Origin of the sequence: Chenggangzhangella methanolivorans (genome assembly GCF_019797865.1) — a bacterium.
In the GTDB taxonomy this organism is placed as follows: domain Bacteria; phylum Pseudomonadota; class Alphaproteobacteria; order Rhizobiales; family Methylopilaceae; genus Methylopila; species Methylopila methanolivorans.
On the sequence record NZ_CP081869.1, the window covers coordinates 4014426 to 4032399 of the forward strand.

General features: G+C 63.3%; 15 protein-coding genes and 3 pseudogenes. 11 read left to right on the forward strand and 7 right to left on the reverse strand.

The window, feature by feature from the left end; genetic code table 11:
* Window positions 1-28 precede the first annotated feature (28 nt).
* The 4 genes and pseudogenes from K6K41_RS20990 to repB all read right to left on the reverse strand — a co-directional run bounded on the left by K6K41_RS20990 (window position 29) and on the right by repB (window position 4063).
* On the reverse strand, window positions 29-949 hold the full coding sequence (locus K6K41_RS20990) for a hypothetical protein (RefSeq protein WP_261402117.1): 921 nt from the start codon (window positions 947-949) through the stop codon (window positions 29-31).
* 365 nt (window positions 950-1314) lie between these two features.
* Window positions 1315-1559: pseudogene (locus K6K41_RS20995) on the reverse strand (transposase); the annotation flags it as partial.
* A gap of 994 nt (window positions 1560-2553) precedes the next feature.
* Window positions 2554-3168, reverse strand: a complete 615-nt coding sequence (locus tag K6K41_RS21000; protein WP_261402118.1) for a hypothetical protein — start codon at window positions 3166-3168, stop codon at window positions 2554-2556.
* Window positions 3169-3265: 97 nt separating this feature from the next.
* On the reverse strand, window positions 3266-4063 hold the full coding sequence (repB, locus tag K6K41_RS21005; protein ID WP_261402119.1) for a plasmid partitioning protein RepB: 798 nt from the start codon (window positions 4061-4063) through the stop codon (window positions 3266-3268).
* Window positions 4064-4544: 481 nt separating this feature from the next.
* Between repB and K6K41_RS21010 the strand changes: the two genes are divergently transcribed.
* From K6K41_RS21010 to K6K41_RS21035, 6 genes are all read left to right on the forward strand, one after another.
* Complete coding sequence (locus K6K41_RS21010) at window positions 4545-6062, forward strand: HsdM family class I SAM-dependent methyltransferase (RefSeq protein ID WP_261402120.1); 1518 nt, start codon at window positions 4545-4547, stop codon at window positions 6060-6062.
* A 436-nt stretch (window positions 6063-6498) separates the two neighbouring features.
* Window positions 6499-8091 (forward strand): hypothetical protein, encoded by a 1593-nt coding sequence (locus K6K41_RS21015; protein ID WP_261402121.1) that lies wholly within the window; start codon window positions 6499-6501, stop codon window positions 8089-8091.
* Window positions 8092-8099: 8 nt separating this feature from the next.
* Complete coding sequence (locus K6K41_RS21020; protein WP_261402122.1) at window positions 8100-8804, forward strand: hypothetical protein; 705 nt, start codon at window positions 8100-8102, stop codon at window positions 8802-8804.
* Window positions 8801-10063: a hypothetical protein gene (locus tag K6K41_RS21025; protein WP_261402123.1), complete on the forward strand. Its 1263-nt coding sequence runs from the start codon at window positions 8801-8803 to the stop codon at window positions 10061-10063. Before K6K41_RS21020 ends, K6K41_RS21025 begins: the two co-directional genes overlap by 4 nt.
* A gap of 52 nt (window positions 10064-10115) precedes the next feature.
* Window positions 10116-10271: a hypothetical protein gene (locus K6K41_RS21030; RefSeq protein ID WP_261402124.1), complete on the forward strand. Its 156-nt coding sequence runs from the start codon at window positions 10116-10118 to the stop codon at window positions 10269-10271.
* 56 nt (window positions 10272-10327) lie between these two features.
* Window positions 10328-11194 carry a DEAD/DEAH box helicase family protein gene (locus K6K41_RS21035; RefSeq protein ID WP_261402125.1) on the forward strand — a complete coding sequence of 289 codons (867 nt, stop codon included), beginning with the start codon at window positions 10328-10330 and terminating at the stop codon, window positions 11192-11194.
* 814 nt (window positions 11195-12008) lie between these two features.
* On the opposite strand, the gene K6K41_RS21040 is transcribed toward K6K41_RS21035, so the two are convergent.
* Window positions 12009-12197 (reverse strand): hypothetical protein, encoded by a 189-nt coding sequence (locus tag K6K41_RS21040; RefSeq protein WP_261402126.1) that lies wholly within the window; start codon window positions 12195-12197, stop codon window positions 12009-12011.
* 149 nt (window positions 12198-12346) lie between these two features.
* Here K6K41_RS21040 and K6K41_RS21045 point away from each other — a divergent pair.
* The 4 genes and pseudogenes from K6K41_RS21045 to K6K41_RS21060 all read left to right on the forward strand — a co-directional run.
* Window positions 12347-12406 (forward strand): annotated as a pseudogene (locus K6K41_RS21045) (hypothetical protein); the annotation flags it as partial.
* A 114-nt stretch (window positions 12407-12520) separates the two neighbouring features.
* A complete protein-coding gene (locus K6K41_RS21050; protein ID WP_261405896.1) occupies window positions 12521-13150 on the forward strand; it encodes a hypothetical protein in 630 nt (209 codons plus the stop codon).
* Entirely contained in the window at window positions 13147-15393 is a 2247-nt protein-coding gene (locus tag K6K41_RS21055; protein WP_261402127.1) for a hypothetical protein, read from the forward strand. The genes K6K41_RS21050 and K6K41_RS21055 overlap by 4 nt, the downstream gene beginning before the upstream one ends.
* A gap of 18 nt (window positions 15394-15411) precedes the next feature.
* A complete protein-coding gene (locus K6K41_RS21060) occupies window positions 15412-15693 on the forward strand; it encodes a LysR substrate-binding domain-containing protein (RefSeq protein WP_261402128.1) in 282 nt (93 codons plus the stop codon).
* A gap of 192 nt (window positions 15694-15885) precedes the next feature.
* On the opposite strand, the gene K6K41_RS21065 is transcribed toward K6K41_RS21060, so the two are convergent.
* The gene (locus tag K6K41_RS21065; RefSeq protein WP_261405897.1) at window positions 15886-16242 is read right to left on the reverse strand and encodes a hypothetical protein; all 357 of its coding nucleotides are present in this window, start codon (window positions 16240-16242) and stop codon (window positions 15886-15888) included.
* Here K6K41_RS21065 and K6K41_RS21070 point away from each other — a divergent pair.
* Window positions 16229-16543 (forward strand): annotated as a pseudogene (locus K6K41_RS21070) (site-specific integrase); the annotation flags it as partial. The gene K6K41_RS21065 and the pseudogene K6K41_RS21070 overlap by 14 nt on opposite strands.
* 26 nt (window positions 16544-16569) lie before the next feature.
* Here K6K41_RS21070 and K6K41_RS21075 read toward each other — a convergent pair.
* Window positions 16570-17823: a hypothetical protein gene (locus tag K6K41_RS21075; RefSeq protein ID WP_261402129.1), complete on the reverse strand. Its 1254-nt coding sequence runs from the start codon at window positions 17821-17823 to the stop codon at window positions 16570-16572.
* Window positions 17824-17974 lie beyond the last annotated feature (151 nt).

Here is a 17974-nt window from a genome sequence, read left to right on the forward strand (position 1 = left end):
AGGTCGACATATGAGAAGGGCGGGATGATCATCCCGCCCTTTTTCGTGCCGACCGCTCTGTCGCTTTCGCCTGACACGCGCCATCGGGCTGCGGCGATCGGTTGGCGGACCCGTGCGCTGACTTGGCTCGCGCGGCAGGCGCTTTACGGCCGAGCATGCTTCGTGCCTGCTCCGCCGCCGAGCGCTGGTCGAACGGCCCGCCGTGCTTTTTGGCGTCGTACGCCCAAATGCTCAGTCGCTTCTCGAGAGGCCGGCCGAGCGCTTCCATCTCTCTCGCCAACGGCATCGACTTGAGCATGGCGCGAGCATGCCTCTCCGCCTCCTTGGACGAGCAGGCCAGCGAGACTATATCGTGCGAGAACAGCAGCCCAAGCGCCGTCAGGAGCGCGTCCCGGCACTTGGCGAGTTCGATATCGATGTCGGAGAACGGGCCGGTCGCCACGATAGCCAGCCGCTGCAGCCCGTCCCGGCTTTGCAGCGTGATGTGGGCGCCGGTCAGCTCGCTGAAGCGCTCGAGCTCCTCGAATTGAGGCATCTCGCGCAGGATGTGGTCCCGCACCGCCATTCTGAACGGCCGTGTCGTCCGATGGGCCAGCGACGGCTTCGTACGCCCGGCGCGGGCGGCGCGAGACCGTTCGATCAGCTTCTCGACCGTCATCTTGCCGCGTGCGAACAAGCGAGCCGCCGCGGTCGCGCGTCCACGGTTGAACTCACGCCACGTCCGAAGCTCCTCGACGACCGGGAGGGGCAAGGTGGACACCACAACCTTGGGAAAGGGATCTGTGGCCGCAAATTTATGAGCCGAGATCGCCCTGCGCAGATAGGCTGGGCTGACCTCGAGAACCTCGGCGAGATCCTTCGTCTTGCCGCCACGCTTGCCGAACGGCTGGGCCTCGATTTGGTCGCACGAACGCTCCGCCAGTTCGACCCAACGTTGCTCAAGCACCAAGTTTTTGAGGAATTACACCATCGCGATAGGCGCGCTTTGCAGCCCGCGTGGAATAGGCCAATCCCTCATTCGACAGAATGCTGTCCAGGGCCTGACTCCCAGCGAAAATCACAGCGGCAAGCGTTTTGGCTCGCCGCAGCCAGGCAAGATAGTCCCGTCTAACCGTTGATTCAAGAGGGGGTCTGGCTTGATGGGCGTCGACGATCTCGGATGACCCTCGTCGTACGACGAGGGTCATCCGAGATCGTCGACACCACAAACCGATCAGGAATTAGAGGTTCGCCAGCCGATAGCTTTGGGCCTGAGCGTTGTGGGAACAGATCATTGAAACAGGGATTGCAGAAAGGGTCGGAGGCGTTACGGAACGCCTCGTCGGCGTGGACCGTGCTGCCGGGCTTGATCCGGCGCTCAAGCGTCCAGACGGACTGCGCCTCGCGCTCGACCACGAACGGCAGGGTGCGGCCGCCACGCTCGCGCATGATGACGACCACCGTCGTTCGCCGTTCTGGTTCTTCGCCAGCCGGCGGTCGCGCCGGTTCTCCCAGCAGGCGCTCGCGGGCTTCACGTGGCCGCCGAAATAGGCACCGTCGACCTCGATCGTGCCGGAGGCCTCGATCTCGTCCATGCCCTTTCAGAAATTGAAATGAGGAAGGTGAAAGTGGCGCCTCACGATGCGCTTCATCGCCTCGTCGAATAGCGCTCCGTCTTGAAGCGTCCGGCATAGCGTTGGCCGACTCGATATGATCGGAGCCATATTGATTGAAAGCGGCGGTGACGATCGCCTGAGCGTGATCGATGTCGGAGATCACTCCTTTTTCACCGTCCTTCGGCCGGAGCTTCAGCGAGAGCAAACCGAGTGCTCCCTGGACCGTTAGACCAATGCTTTCTGGCTCGTCGGATTTCAGGCAGTGATTTGCGTTTGTTAGCTCGCGGCCGAGCAAAGCCGCGACAAGGCGCGCGCCTGTATCGTGCTCACCATTTCGTCTTTCCGGGCAGTTCGGGTTCCTTTCGTTGCATTGTTGAGGATGGTGCGTGACCAAATCAATCCCCGTGCAGTGGCTGAGCGCTATGTCGTCGTCGATCATGAGCTCGAGCGCGATGGCGCGGTTTCGGCGCCAATCGACGCCGTCGAACAGCAACGGTCCGAGATGCGACATCGGATCATATCTGGTGAGAGCAGGCAGCTCACTCGAAAGGTCACGTTCGGTGATCAAGAAGCGACACGCTGGCGGACTATATTCGATGCACTCGACCCAATAAAAATGCGACTGGTCAGCGAACAGGCTCCAATTGAAACCGAAACGCACGGAACCATACCGGTAGCCATCGCGCCAATGATTGGGAGACACCCAAGACACGGTGGTGCGCGTTTTATTCAGTTCGCTCTCATCATAAACCAGGCCCCGTTTGACCCTGCCGTCCTCGATGATCCTTGTAGCGGAGAGACGATGGGTGGTGTGGTAGACCTGCGAGAGCACCGGCCAGTTAAGGTCGTCCTCGGCCTTGAAGCTGCTTCCGAACGGCTCCCACGGCGCCATCTGACCTACCTTCACACGCTACCAGAAGGCCGCACTCTGTGCGGCGGGTTGGATACTGGGATGCGATCAAAGCCATAGGCCTGCCCATGGCTTCACGTGCCACCACCACTCGATGGGCGTCAGAAACCGGATCGGAAGGTTGTTCGCAAGATGGCGCTTCCGGATGATCGTCCGCTGGTCGCATGTGCAGAAGACATCGCAATTGAAGCCAATCGCGTTTCCGATGAGTTCGCGATCATGCTCGCCTGGAAAAGCCGACAGTAGCCGTGTTTCGACGAGAGATCGACCGAGGCGGTCCGCGAAGCCGTCATTGAGAGGGCTGACGAGTTCGATCGCGTAATCGGTCAGATCCGCCTTGAACTCCTCATCAGGGGTCTTCACGATCTCATCCAGCACCTTCCGTGATGCCAGAATGCTCCAGTCTGCGCGAGCCCCGGTCTGGAATACGTGCATTAAGGCTTCGACATCGTGGCGCTTGGTCGTGTCGAGCGTGTCATCGATCGGCGCTTGCTCGAACACCTGATCGCTGTAGCGAACGAGCAGGTTGACGACGTTCGTATCGAGGAAGATGCGCCGTGGCAGGGCTTCATATGGGAAGCGAGCGCAGTCTTCGCTGTGTCGCTCCTGCGTTTGGTAGAGTACCCATTTCGCCCGGCAGGCGTCCCATCGCTCCAGTCCCACAGAGCCCCCTAAGCATGCCGTCGTCAGCCGAGACGTTCCGGGATGAACCTTGGCTTAATCAAGGACCTTGTCCCGTTTCCAATAGAGAACGCGACGGTCAGGCTGAATGCGTCTTTTTCCAGTTCCGATAGATGTCGCCGAGCTGGTCCGCGAGATAGGCGGCGAATTCCGGGGCAGCCGCAGTCTCGAACCGAAATGTCGTGGCGCTCTTCGTTGCTTTGATCGATCCGATGGGGTCGTCGTCCACCACAATGTCGGTCGCTCCAGCCACGCCTAGTCGAACTGGCTGAAGGCGTTCGAGGAGCTCTGAAAATCGCTCGTCGCTGTAGAGCGTCTGGAACATTTTCGACTTGGCGAAAGAGCGAGCTTTCTTGAGACCGTCAGGCGCTTCGAGGCAGGCGATGAGCGCCTCCCAACGTTGACGACCGGCTTTCGGAGCGGGCCCGATCGCTTCAAGCAGCTCTCTCGGCGCCCGCGAGGCGATCGAAATCAGTCGGGAGAGGTCGGCTTTGTCGACGATCAGGGCGCTCATGATCGTCTGTCGATCGAACCCTCGTTGTTCGAGCCGCATCGCGAACAGGGCGCGCTCGATGAAAGACAGATCCTTGCGGGCGGCGTTCTCCTGACCTTGAGCGACGACCAGTTCGACGTCGGACAGGGTTCGCACGATCGCACTGACCTTCGTCCCGAGCGCCGACGCCGCAGCTAGCCGACGGTGGCCGTAGACCGCCTGAAATCGTCCCGAGTGCTCTGGATGGGGCCGAACGAGGATCGGAGCCTGCTGGCCGTTCTGTCGAATGAACTCGACGAAGTCGAGATCCTGATCGAGCGTCAGCCTATCCGACACGAATGAGGGATCGATGACTTCGGGAGCGAGTTCGATCACCTCCGCCATTGGCGGCGTCGGCAGCTTTGCAGGCTTTGGCGAGCGCGCCGGTGCCTTCGAAGCGTGTGCTCGGGGATCTGCTGCCATCGACCCGGTCCTATCGCGCGCCTTCGCAGTTGGGAGCTCCAACTGTTGGGAGCTCCCAACTCTGGCATCCTACCGTAGCGACTGTCGCTTTTCCGTTTCGGTTCCAGCAAGGAGTTCGCCGACTCCGAGACGCTGCAACTCGGCGACGCTCCCGCGGATCGATCCTGACCCTCAGCGTCCTCGTGCCTTGCCGGGGTTCTGGCTAGGCTTCGCTCTACGACGTGAACGGATTGCCCCCGGAAAATGACGCTCGGGGTAGTTGCGTAGCGTTCGGCGCCGGGCGATGATTTTGCAGAGCGTGATCAGAATGGTGACCTGGCGAGACGGTGGACGGGCGATCCTTGCGCATGCGAGACGGGCTGCAAAGGAGGTAGAGCCTTCTTGCAGAACCGACGCGGCGCGGGTGGCTCTCGTTCGCGATCTCCTTCGGGCTCGGGCAGGGACCGACGAGTTTTCGGGGCTTGCCCGCACTCTCTCGACGCTGGCGATCGACGAGCGCCACTACTGGGCGGGTGTTTTCTACACGCTCCTGCTCCCGGCGGAGCTACGACGCGAGCAGGCGGCCTATTTCACTCCGCCCTATCTTGCGTCGGCGGTTCTCAACCTGGCCGTGGAATACGGTTTCGACCTGAAGTCTGGGGCGGTCCTCGATCCAGCCGCCGGCGGCGCGGCGTTTTTGTCGACGGTCGCGGCGCGAATGACGTCCTACGGCTCCGATCCGAACGATGTCATGACGCGGCTTTCTGGCGTGGAGATCGACCCAGGCCTGGCCGAAATTTCGCGCGCGCTGATTGCTGAACGTCTCGGCCTTGGAGCGCGCGCCTCGATCGACGTTTCGGTCGGCGACGCATTGCGCCGCGACTGGGAACCCAAATTCGACCTGGTGATCGCCAACCCGCCTTACGGCCGCGTCAGGCCGGCTGCGCTGCTTGGCGAACATTGGAAGAAGGTCGCCCACAGCGGCAACATCAACAAATACGCCCTGTTTGTAGAATTGTGCCTGCGGGCCGCAAAGCCCGGATCGCTGACGGCGCTGGTCATTCCGTCGAGCTTTCGAACCGGCCCCCTCTACACGAAGCTTCGCGGCTTTCTGCGAGATGAGGCGCAGGTGCTGTGCGTCGCCGATGTCGGCCCTCGCGACGAGGTCTTCGCCGATGTGGCTCAGGACGTCAGCGTATTGCTGCTGCAGAAGGCCGGCGATCTCCAACAATCCGACACGCGGTTCTGCGCCATCAGCGCCTCGGCCGGCGTCACCGATATCGGCGCCTACGCGCTTCCCCAGGATCGCGAAGATCCCTGGCCATGCCCGACCCTGAACCTGATGCCGCGGGGCGGGGCGACCATCGCCGACTACGGCGTTATGGCGAGGGCGGGCTACTTCGTCTGGAATCGCGAGGGCGAACGACTCCGGGAGTCGGGTGAGGCGGACGCTTATCCGCTGATTTGGGCCAAGAACGTAAAGCCGGGCAGCCTCTGTCAGCCATTGGGCAAGACCGGCAAGGGAACGAACTTCGTATCGTTTTCGGCGCATTCGCCGTCGATCGTTCGTCAGCCGGCGGCCGTGCTCCAGCGAACGACCAACAACAAGCAGCCTCGGCGTCTTGTGGCGGCGGTGGTCGATCCGGCCGTCTATGCGCGATGGGGCGGCTTCGTTTCGGAAAACCACACCATCGTTCTGATCGGCGAGCGACAGAGCGACGTGGCCCTCGTCTGCGAACTCCTCAACACCGCTGCGGCCGACGCGCGCTACCGCGCCCTGTCCGGAACGTCGGCCATCTCGGTGCAACTGCTGAGGATGCTGGATCTGCCTTCGCCAGATCGTCTGCTTGCGGCGAAGAAGCTGCATGCCGATCCGGAACGAGCAGCAGTCCTGGCCTACGAGGGATCAATCCCTCAAACCGCGGATCGCCATGTCGCGTGATTGGGATGACCGCAGGCGCGACAAGCGCGTCGGGCTGCAGGAGCGCCGCGACCGCCAGCAGGCGTCGGCCGACCTGAAAAGCCAGCTCGCCCGGCAGATGGCGGAGACCGCCGCCAAGCGAACGGCCGCAGTGATGCTGCCGCCGCGCCCGAGCAGGGATGTCGATCTCTATCTCGACGCGCTTGGCCGGCTCCCGCTGCATCAGGTCGGAGCGCAGCAGCCGCTGGAAGTCGCGGTCGCCTATCGCAAGCTCGTTTCGCTCATCGCCAGAGCGGCGAGCGAAGGCGGCCGTCGCACCGTGATGTTCTGGCCTGCTGCGGAGTTTTCGCTGGCGGCCGGCGCGGTCCTGACATGTCTGGCCGACAGCCTGGCTTCGACTCCGATCGAGGTCGTCCACGACGGAAGGCGATTTCGGGCGCTGTCCACTCCGATCGGCATGCGGGCGCTGCTCTATCCTGCAGCGAACACGATCCACCGACCGCTCAAGGACGTCTACGCCGACAAGACGACGATCGAACGCTGTCACACCCAACATCACGTCAGGGCCATTCGGCAGACCGGCGAGGGGGCTTGGGTGGACTATCATCAGACGCTGTCGCGCGTGAAGACGCTCACGGGCAGAGCGCGAGACGGCAAGGTCTACGACGAATTCCGCCACCCCAGCCTCGACGAAGTGGTCGCAAGCGGCCCGCTCCAGGGACCTGTTCCTAACCACGGTCATCTGCTCTGGAACGTCCGCACCAAGACGGACTTGGGCGATCACACCCGGACCGGTCTGGCCGACGATCCCAAGGCCGCGCCCTACTTCTGTTTCTCGCTGCGGGCCGACGACGCGGCTGGCGTGCGAGCGACCGCCTCGACCCTTCCGCTCGACGTGCTGCTTCTCGACCTGACCCGGCTTGGCCGTATGAGGCTCGGCCTGAACTGGCGTCAGAGGGTCAAAGACCTCACCACCAGGATCGAGACGGCATATCGCGGCATCGGGGTCCTGGCTCTTACCGACGATCCCTGGTCATTCGACGCGGTCCGCTTCGACGCCCTCGCGATCGAAACGAAGTCGCGCCCCAGGGTCAGGCGCGACCCCTGTCCGTCGGAGGTGGTGTTCGCTGCGCACAGCGCCATCGCAGCTTCGGGGACTACGCCGCCGGCTCAATGGAGGGGATGCGAGCGCGTCTTTGTCGAAGGCTATGGCGGCGACCTCGTCAACGAGGTCGAGCGGCTTCGAGCTTTGGCGGCGAAGGCGACCGAAGCCAATGATCTGCGTGGAGCCGAGACCGCGCGCCAGGTGATCGGCAGGCTTCGCAGGGCGGCGTCGCTGCCAGCGTCGCTCGGCGCCTTCAGCGAGTACGTACGCGAGGAGATGGGGTCAGCGGTGGCGGCCGAGCAGGTGGCGGCCTACCGGATCACGACGCAGGTCGCCGAACTGAGCGAGCCGGGAAGCCCCTTGTCGCAACTCGCGTTCGAAGACCTCAACGCTTCGATATCCGGCGCTCGCGCGCTCCAGGAAAAAGTCGAGCGGACGACGCCAATGTCGTCGCTGGTCGAAACGGCGGCGCGGCGGTTTCTCGGATCGAGTTCGAAATGCCTGTTTGTCTTCCGGAGCGACCTGATCGCGGAGGTCGCTTACGACGATCTCGTCTCGCGCATCCCGGAACTCGAACCACGCATCGAAAGCGGGATGATCCACTTCACCGATGTTCCAGGCGCGCTCGACATCGCCAGCCTGCCGGACGGGGAGCGCAACCAGTTCTACAGGATGATCCTGGTCGGACCCACGCGGGCTCAGTTGCTGGGTTGGATGACGAAGCCCTGGCTTCCAAAGGAAATGCTTGTCCTGCTGGATCTGGACACCATGCGCGCCGTCAGCCGGGACGCGCAGCGACTGGCGCAATACGAAGAGTTCGAGCCCTTTCAACCGAGGCTGAGACGCCTCGCCCAGAAAACGCTCGAAACCTCTTCACAGCTGGGGGGGCTCCAATCAGGCTCGATAATCTCGAGACGCCGCCCGAGGACATCGAGGTCCCCATAGGCTCGGTCGTGGACCTCGCCGGACCGTCCCGCTCCCTGCGGGATCTCGTGGAGTTCACGCTCTCGAACGATCTCAGGTTGATCGCTCGCCGTCGAACTCGACTTGTCTCGAAATTGCCGAGCCATTCGCTCGTCAGCTACGGCGAGATCGAGGCGTCCAATGTCGACGTCGGCGATGAGATCTGCGTGATGGGGCAGGCGTTCGTCGAGAAGATGCGGCCGCTTCTCAACATTTCGGCTGTCGCGGCAGAAGAGATCCTGACCTACCACAGCCTCGTGCGTGAGAGGTTCGCCGGACTGGAAGGCGCGACCAGCGCCGCCAAGCAGCGCGTTCTCGCGGACAGGATGGGAGGGCCGCGTGTCGAGCTCGCCAACATCCGCTACTGGGTCACGCTGGACGACGAGACCAGCAAGGCGTTGCACGACGTGACGCCCCGCGCGCCGCGGGATCTCGAGACATTCCTGCGTTTCATGGCGGCTTTGGGCGTGTCCGAAGGCGTCGCGCGCAGGTTCTGGGCCTGGGCCGTCATCGCGCAACGTTCGGTACGGCAGCGCGTCGGAGTGGCGCTCTACGACGCCTACCGCAACATCCTCGTGGATCCTCACGGCGTCGACGCCGCCCATCCCGAGCGGCTATCCGGCATCAAGGCTGTGCGCTCCGCCGCCGAACACTTCGTCGCCAGAGTCACCGATCGCCGGGAGTTTCGAGGATGAGCGACGGCTATTCCGCCGCGCAGCTGCGGGCGATCGACCCGGAGGTCAAGGAAGCGGTCTGCGACGCCCTGGCGAACCTCGTCGTCGACCGCGTCTCGGGAGCCGACGCCGAGGGCAGGGTCATATTCGGTCGCTCTCCGCGCCGCGCGATCGTGTCAGGTCAGCTGCTGCCGCGTTTCAACGACGGCGATAATCCGCAGGACGAGACCTCCGACATCAGGATCGCGGCGATCGGGCTGGACTTCACTGTGCGATCCGGCGTCGAGGGAAACCTGACGGTCAGGCCTCGCGCATCTGTCTATGTCAGGGCGCTTCCGAGCTGGCAGGAGCTGCAGGATCCGCGTAACGGCCTTGAGATCGATTTTCGGCTGAGGGCGGCGATACAGGCCGACATCGACCAGACCATCCGCACGCGTCGACAGGAGCTGTTTGCAGCGCAGGGGCTCCAAAGCCCTGCCTGGCGTGACCTGAGCGAGACCGACCGGGCGGGGATCCGCGGGCGACGCGCGGCCATTCAAGAGCAGGTGCGGATCGAGGCCTACAGACGCCATCGCATCGAGCTTGTCCGAGGCGATCTGGAGGCCGAGGCGACCGTTCCGGCGCAAGACGGCCCGGACGTTGAAGCTGCGCCACCGGAACAGGACGCCGAGCCGCGCCCGCAGATAGCGGCTCTACTGCGTTCGCAGCGGCTCATTCCCTATGAGCACATCGATCCAGCGCCTCTCCCCGGAAAATGGATCCGCGTTCCCTTGGCGCTGCCGGAAGGGACGATGCCGCTGGCCGTTGACGATGCGGCCTTCACGGCGAGCGTCGAAGCCTATGGTGAGCAACTGCGGTTGGCGGCCGCCGCCAGCGTTGCTGCCTGGCTCGGGTCTGAAGAGGGAGGCAGAAGCACCTGGCGCAACGTCGCCATCCGTCCTGGCGACGCGCAGAGCGAAGCGACCTATGGCGCTTTTCTCGCCGCTGTACGCGGCCAGAACATCAATCCAGCCGACGTCGCACCTGATCTGACGCAGCTGACCTTCACCGCAGAACGGCAACGGGACTTCCTCGACCCGAGCGTCGCTTCCTACAGGCTCACTCTCGACAATCGGGCGCAGGAGCCGCCCATTCGCCAAGCCCTGAAGCGATGCCATGCTTGTTCGGCTGCTCGCTCGAAGTCACCCTTCCCCGGTCGGCCCATGTTCCGCTTCAGCTCGATCGGGTCGAGCCGTCGTATCGGTTTCGCCACTTCCTCCAGTATCCCGCGATCGGACTGAATTGCGGCGTCGAGGCCCGGAGCGAGGTGGAGAGCATCTCGCTCTCGACGACATGGGCTCCGCGTTCGTCCAGCCGCGCATCCGTCCGCGTGGGGCGGACGTGCCGACCGAATTCGCGCGACTGGCCGACCGGCGTTTTTGCGTCGGCGACCTGCTTGCGCTGCCGGCGGCCTATGTCGCCTGGGTACGGGACACGTCAGCAGCCTGAGCAGTCAGGTCAGGGAAGGGCTCTCGGCCGAGGACGCAGACATCGAGTCCGAACGGTTGGCGGTCGACGAAGCAGGTCAGCTCGCTGAGGCCGGATTTACCAGGCGCGGAGTCGAACTCCTAATCGAGGCGCAGGAAGCCTCGCAGAGGCTGGCGAGCGCGCCTGCGGGAGCCGAGGCTGCCGAGCTTCGCTTACGCGCCGCGCCCTATGAAGGCTGGCTGTTGATGAACCGCGCCTTCCTCGAGCGCGATGGTTCCGATCCGACCAGGGGGTGGCGCCTGTTTCAGCTGGCGTTCGTGCTCGCCCATATTCCCACGCTTGCTTCCCGCATGCCGGAATACCGCAGCTACCACGACGCCCGGCTCGATGAGGACACCGTCAGCCTCCTCTATTTCCCGACGGGCGGCGGTAAGTCGGAGGCGTTCTATGGAACACTGCTGTTCGGGCTGTTTCTCGATCGACTGCGTGGCAAAAGCCGCGGCGTTTCAGTTCTGATCCGCTATCCGTTGCGGCTGCTGACGCTCCAGCAGGCGCAACGTCTCCTTCGTTTGCTGGTGAACGCCGAACTCATCCGTCGCAGGGAGAATATCGGGAGCTGGCCGTTCGAAATCGCTTCTGGGTGGGCGCGTCGAACACGCCCAATCGATACTCGGCCATCCCCGCAGATGTGCCGCTCGCCGATGACGCCGAGCATCCGGACGACGCCCGCCTCGAAGAAGGCGCTAACGAAACAGACCGTCTGCGCGAACGAGGTCAGCGCTATCGCGATCTCCGGACGGCCTACGACAAGGTCCCGAACTGCCCCTGCTGCGGGTCATCGACTGGGCTTCGGCGCTTCGAGGCCGAGGGGCCGACGGCCGAGCGCCTTGCGATCATCTGTTTTGACCGCACCTGCATCTGGAACCGCGCTCATGGCCGCCTGACGCCGCTCCCGTTCCTGCTGACAGACGACACGATCTATGCGCGCGCGCCCTCGGTCCTTCTCGGCACGATCGACAAGCTCGCCATGCTGGGACAGCACACCGACACAATCGCCAAGGTCCTGGGCATGTTCGGCCTTGCCCGCTGGATAGGGCCAACCGGACATCTCCATAATCCGCGCAGGACGGAAACCTCAGGGACGGCCCGGATCGAGGTGGATACGAGCCGGTTTTTCCCTCCTACCGAAACGGGCGGCGGGTTTTCGTCGACCCCTTTCCCTCGCTCATCATCCAGGACGAAGCCCATCTCCTGGAGGAAAGCCTCGGCACCTTCAGTGGGCTTTTCGACACGTTGCTGGAGCACGTTTTCCAGCAGATCGCCACGGCGGCGGGCGTGGAGCTGGGGCTCTCGCGCGGCTGGGCCGAGAGCGGCCTGGGACCAGCCCGTATGCCTAAGGTGATCGCGGCGACCGCCACGATCTCCGATCCGGATCGCCAGATCGAGGTGCTCTATCAACGGCGGGCGCTACGGTTCCCGTATCCCGGCCCGGACATCTACCACTCGTTCTTCGCAGAGCCTACTCCGCCTCCCGGAGCCAACCCGGACCGTCTGCGGGTAGCTCAGGAACTACGGTCCTGGGAGGCGCCTGAGGCGACCTCACCCTGGATGAGGCTTTACGTCTCGCTGATGACCAACGACGCCACGCACACCGTCACGTCGGTACAGGTGCTGGGTGTCTTCCATACCTTGATCAGCGGTCTTTGGGCGGAACTCGCTGCGGATGAAACGCGTCATGCGGCTGTCGAGCGGATCCGGTCAGCGATCAGCCCCGGCCGCGCCGGCGACTGGCGACGCGCTGCGATCGACCGGTGCCTCAGCCAGGAGCGAAGCGAGGACGTGCTCGCCGTCATCGATCTTCACCGGATCGCGCTGGCCTACGTGACGAACAAGAAGGGCGGCGACCAGATCATGGACGCCCTGGACGCCGCAGTCCGCCTCGGACATCGAGCGGCCGGAATTTCGCTGGAGCGCTTCGACAGTCGTCTCATATCCGGCGGTGTCGACATGAAGGACATCCAGACCGTAATGGGCGATGCGGAGCGGAGCTTCGAAGGGCGAGCGTATCCGCCCTCGACGACCTCGTGCGAAACATCGTGGCGACGTCCGCAATCAGTCACGGCGTCGACGTCGACCGCTTCAACAGCATGTTCTTCGCAGGCCTGCCGTCCGACATCGCCGAATACATCCAGGCCTCGAGCCGTGTGGGACGAACGCATGTGGGCTTCGTCTTCCTCCTGCCGACGCCGCAAAGCCGGCGGGACCGCTATGTGGTCGAAACCCACGACATCTTCCATCGCTTCCTCGAGCGCATGATCGCGCCGCCCGCCGTGGAGCGCTGGGCGGAGAATGCGATCCGGCGGGTGTTCGCCTCGTTCATCCAGACCTGGGCGATGACGAAGGAAGCGCTGGAGTTCGTCCGCCAGCCAGACAACGTCAAGGACGCGGCGCGGCAGTACGATTTCGTGCAGCGTCTGAGGTCTGACGCAAGGCGCGACCCGATCGCCTTTCTGGACGAACTCGGCGGCTTCATCCGGCGGTCGACCGGCTTTGACGGTCGGGGCCGCGACCATGTCGGAAGCCCGGTCTACGCTGAGCCTTATCGGATCCTCGTCGACCAGTCCGCCGACCAGTTCTCGCGCGCCATGCAGGCCCAGGCGACCGAGGGGCGGCTCCGCGACTACTGGAACGACCAGACGGCCGTCCTGCGAAAGCCGATGACCTCTCTGCGCGACGTCGACGAGGTCGGGCTGATCGTGGGCTCGACCCACGATCCGGTAGCGCGGACGAGGAGCACGAGGGTTGATCTGGGCGCTCTGGCCCGGGTCATGCGGTCGATCCGCAGTCAACGCGGTGCCGGGGCGGAAACAGACGGCGAACGAGATGGAGACAACCCGTGAGCCGCTCGCCTACTGGTCGACCGCCGCTGCGTGAAGACGGCTGGCGGAACCGTCGTCCTGCCGGGATGCGCGCCGGGTTCGAGGCTCAGGCGAACCCGGACGCCGAGCCTCCCAAGATGACCCGCTCGCGCACCCAGTTGGCGACCTCCTATGCTCCGGGCGTCCTCCTGACCTGGGAAGGCGGCAAGGGCATCTGTCGGTCCGTTCCCATGCGCCGCCCGGTCATGCTTGAGCCAACGACGCAACGCCAGATATTCGATGGAATCCGTGAGTTCGCCGAGAATTGGCAGACCCGGGCGCTCTCGGTGCGACCAGCCGGCGAAGTCAGGCCGGCCTTGGTCCTCGATCCAGCTTTCTTCAACGTTCGCACCGACCGCGTGGAAGTCGACCCTCGTGGTTTCGAGCTCACCGATCCAAGCGTTGTCGGCTACGTCCCATATCCGCTCGTGTTTCAATGCGGAGTGTGCGGTCGCATCCGGGAGTTCACCTGCGTCGAGGAGCTCGATGACCGCCCTCTGCCGCGGCGATGCGGCGACCATGACGGACGATGGACTCAGGTCGACGTCGTCTACGTCCACTGGTCGGGCGGCCTCGAGCCGCTCAGTCCAGGCGGCGTTCGCTTCGACGCCGCGAGCGGCCAGGTCCAGCGGATCGAAGTCTGTGGCTGTGGGGCCCGGAACTTCTCGCTTCGGAACAGGGCGCCGGTATTTTCCGAATGGCGCTTCGCCTGCAACGATTGCGGCGCGACCCGGGAACTGAAGAGGCAGGACCCCGACACGTTCGAAGCCCTCGAAGCCGATCGCCAGGCCGGCGGGCGTCAGTACGAGTTTATCGAAGTGAACATGCTCCCGGTCTCCTACCGGGCGAACTCGGCCTTCTATCCACAGCGTGGCGCGTTTATCGAGTTTCGCAACGGCGACGTGGTCGATCTCCTGACAGAGGATCGCCGCGCCGACCTCGTCCGTGTCATCGCCCGCATCTATGGCATTCCGTTCTCCGAGCCGAGCGACGTGCAGATCGAGCAGGCGCTGCGCGCCGCCGGGCTCTCGGAGCAATGGAGCGAACACCAGGATCTTCGGGAGATACAGCAGCGCGCGCGGGAGAGAGGAGCGTCGGATGCGGTCGCGCGCTGGGGTCGCGATATCGCAGCGCTGCGTGAGACCTGGTACGAGCGTGGGATTGTGGAGCGGGGGCAGGCGCAAAGCCCCGAACTGATCCGGGCGTCGCTGGAGCGAGAGACCTGGGCGCGGCGCTACGATCCGATCCGCCTGTCGTTGCAGCACGAAGCTTTCGTCGAGGAGCACATCTCGTCTCGACTTCCTGTTTTCGAAGCCGTCGACGTCATGACGCCGGACGCGCGTCTTTCGGACGTGGCGGGCGACGACAACGCGCTTGCGCGCTATCGCGCGACGATCCGCCCGCTTCTCGACACGATGGGTGTCGAGCGGATGGTGCTCATACGTGGCCTGCCGATTTGCGAGTTCAGCTTTGGCTATTCGCGCGTGTCGGCCGGGCCGATCTACAATCGCGAGTCTCAGGGACGCTCGGTGGCGATGCCGGTGCGGTTAAAGGCGTTCGATGCGCTACCGGGTTTGGGGACGCGAACGCACCCCATCTACGTCACCCAGCAACGCAATGAAGCGCTCTATTTCAAGCTGGACGAAGAACGGGTTCGTCGCTGGCTCGAGCTGAACCAGGTGCCGGACACGCCCCCCGCCGGGGTGCGCATCGGCCAGCGTCTTATCGAGACCTATCGGGACTTCGGGCCGTTTCTCGATCATTACAAGGATCGCGAGCGCGGGGGAACGCCTCGCAGCCTTGGCTCATATGTCTACCTGCTGCTGCACAGCCTTTCCCACCAGCTGATGCACTCGCTGGCGGATCTGTCCGGTCTCGACGCCGACGGTCTCGGCGAACATCTGTTTCCAGCCGACCTGGCTTTTGTTCTCTACCGCAAAGGCATGACGCCCGATCTCGGCAATATCTCCGCGATGTGGCGCAACCATTCAGAGGACTTCCTGAGACATGCGATCGATCCCCGGCTGCTGCGCTGCGGGTCCGGCTCGCTCTGCGATTCTCGCGGCGGGGCTTGCCCGGGTTGCATCATGGTCAGCGAAATAACCTGCGTGGCCTCGAACCAGCTGTTGTCGCGGGCGGCTCTGGCGGGCGGACAACCCCCGACCTGGGAAGCATCCGACGCCCCCTGGATCGTCGGCTTCTTCGAGGACCGCGTTCGAGTTTGACAAGCATGCTCGCGAGGCATGCTTCGCGATCCGATTGATCTCGACGCGGTGATCTCGGCTTGCATGGCCGATCTCGGCATCATCCAGGTCATCTACTGGGACGTGGTCGATCAACTCGGGTCGGGTGAGTTGATCCGCATCCGTCTCGAGGACGCGGAGGACCGGGACAGCACCATGTGGGCCGTCTATCCATCCCGTCGCCAGGTGCCCCGCCGCGTCAAAGCGTTCGTCGAGATGTTGCGATCGCATCTTGGCTCGCTCGAGGACGCCGTTTGCGGGCCGGGAGCCGGATGTAGCTGACCGCCGCTTGCCTAAGCTACCGGGCGATAGAAGCGTGCTTACAGACGGAGCGACAACCGGCTTTGCTTTCAGGGGAAGTCCGAGGGCGTTGTCCAGCAAACAGCCAAATATCGTTGCATGACCCATAGCCGAAGTTCGAAAAGTCCGTTTCCATCCACGTCCCAATCTGGGCCCCCGCTGGTCTTGAAGCGGCTAAGCGCAGTTGCGAACCTCCCATTGAGCCATGATGTCGTCCTTGAAGACGTTGATCAGCTTGATCAAGACACAGAACGTGGCTCCTTCTGGTCGAACGATAGCGATCATGCAGGTCTCATGCGTGCGAAATGGCTTGGAAACCGGAACACGCCGGGATCGGTAATATCGCGCAAAGTTGCGTGCTCCTGCAGCGATGGTTACCGCGCCATTTGAGCTGGAAAGGTCCACGGAGTTATGCGCGGGCTGCAAGGTCCTCCAAGAAATCGGCACAGTTCGCTTGTCGGTCTCGCTGAACTGCACGGTGATATCAATGCCGCTACCGACTAAAAGAATCCTACGCTTTCCGTCAGCCATGGACCCGTCGAAGCCCGTTACGGCCGGCACGCTTTACAGCTTCATGTGGCGACAGCGGGATCTTGGGGTGATCCCGATCGTCACCAACCGCGATTTGCGGCGCACCTGAAAGACGCTCGCAGGCAAGGCCGGAGTATCAAAGGAAATTCGCGACCGGCTGCGGAACCACACGCTTCAAGACTTCAGCTCCAAGAGTTACGATCGCCGGATTTACATGCCGGAAAAGCGGGACGGCATGAAAAAGTGGAACCTGTGGGTGACCAAGCTCCTGGCAAAAAAGGTCCTCAAAGCGGCGGCTTAGCCTGCCGCCACGATGGCACGTCGTTCTCAACGATTCCAAGGCCGACTTCGCTCTCGCGCGGCCTCTTCGACTTTCTCCGCCCACTGTTCAAGCGATCGATCGCATTTCTCGAAAAGGCCGGAAACAGCGTCCATATCCGCAACCAGCGCCACGCTAACGAAGCCAGGCGCACCGTTCGGATCGGGGGGAAGCCTCCAGACTTCATACCGGGTGACGCCCGCTTTCGTGCCCTTCGGCGGCATCCCGCCATCAGTCCAATGGCTCGCGAGCTTCGGATCTCGCTTTGCGAGGTCATCGAGGTCAATGGTCCATCGATGATCCGAAACCGTGCCGAACGACGGAACGATCTGCGGAAGGAGGTAGTCGCGTACGATGTTGTCGAGGTCGTGCAGAACACCTGTTGGCGTGGAGGGGCTAGGCCTCACGATGACCTGCAGTCCGACGGCGACGACCAATGGGTCTATCAGCCGGCCCCATCGGGCTTTGAATTCCGCGATAGCAGCGGCGATTCTCTGTTTGAAAGCTTCCGAGGATCCGCTTGCGACCGGGAGCTCGCCGACCATCAGGCGGACGCCCGAGTTTTGGATAAGGTCTGCCCACGTCCCACTAGGGACAGGCTGGAACGGCCCTTTCGGCCGCCCATAGAGCCAACAGAGCACCGGGAGATCAATTTCGCTCACCGACAAGAGCGCGCGCTGTGCTGACCAGCGCGTCATCTTGAGCATTGCGTCGTAAAGCTCGTCACCGAGCCGCTCGCGTGAGCGAACTTCGTCACGGACAAGCTCGCGGAAGTCCTCAATAGAGCGGGAATTCTCGTCGCGTTGATACTCGATCATCGGGTCAGCCATTTCGGCCTCGCGGACCACCTCCAGCGCCAGTTCCAAGTCGTTGAGCATGGCTGTCAGTGAGCGCGCCTCGATCCGAATGCTGGGCCGGCTCTCCCCGTGCCGACAGGCTACGGCCAGCGCCTGAATCTGGGAGTCATCCTTGTAGAGGACGCTATCAACCGTTCCCGGCACCGTTGAACAGCGAGCAGCCAAGAGGTCGAGGAGGTTCTTGGCGATTGTGTGTGCCTGGGGCGCTGTCCTCGAGGTGGTCAGGAGGTCGATATTCAAAGCGATTGATCGAGCATAGGTGGGCTGGCCGACGCTCTTCAGGTGGTCGAGGATCTGCCTCTGAAATTCATCTCGATGATCGCCAGGCATCTTCTTCGACTGCGGCTCGACATCTTCGACATAGACGACGATGCGCTTCGCCTTCCGCCGACGGTAGTTCTGCAACCTTGTCTTCGTAGAGTCCTCAGCGCTTCGTCTTGCCTTTAGACGAAATGCCTTACGCCGCGTCCCCATTCACCGCCCCGATCATGGCGAGCACCCCGCTCCCCAATTGGATCTTCGTTCGGCCCGGCTTGCGCCCCTTTGGCCTGAAGTC

Excerpts from the sequence above, each read along its gene's own strand:
- repB (WP_261402119.1), bottom strand. The coding sequence starts at position 4,063 with ATGGCGGAGGTGATCGAACTCGCTCCCGAAGTCATCGATCCCTCATTC.
- K6K41_RS21015 (WP_261402121.1), top strand. The coding sequence starts at position 6,499 with ATGCGGGCGCTGCTCTATCCTGCAGCGAACACGATCCACCGACCGCTC.
- K6K41_RS21025 (WP_261402123.1), top strand. The coding sequence starts at position 8,801 with ATGAGCGACGGCTATTCCGCCGCGCAGCTGCGGGCGATCGACCCGGAG.
- K6K41_RS21030 (WP_261402124.1), top strand. The coding sequence starts at position 10,116 with ATGGGCTCCGCGTTCGTCCAGCCGCGCATCCGTCCGCGTGGGGCGGAC.
- K6K41_RS21040 (WP_261402126.1), bottom strand. The coding sequence starts at position 12,197 with ATGTCCGAGGCGGACTGCGGCGTCCAGGGCGTCCATGATCTGGTCGCC.
- K6K41_RS21060 (WP_261402128.1), top strand. The coding sequence starts at position 15,412 with ATGCTTCGCGATCCGATTGATCTCGACGCGGTGATCTCGGCTTGCATG.
- K6K41_RS21065 (WP_261405897.1), bottom strand. The coding sequence starts at position 16,242 with ATGGCTGACGGAAAGCGTAGGATTCTTTTAGTCGGTAGCGGCATTGAT.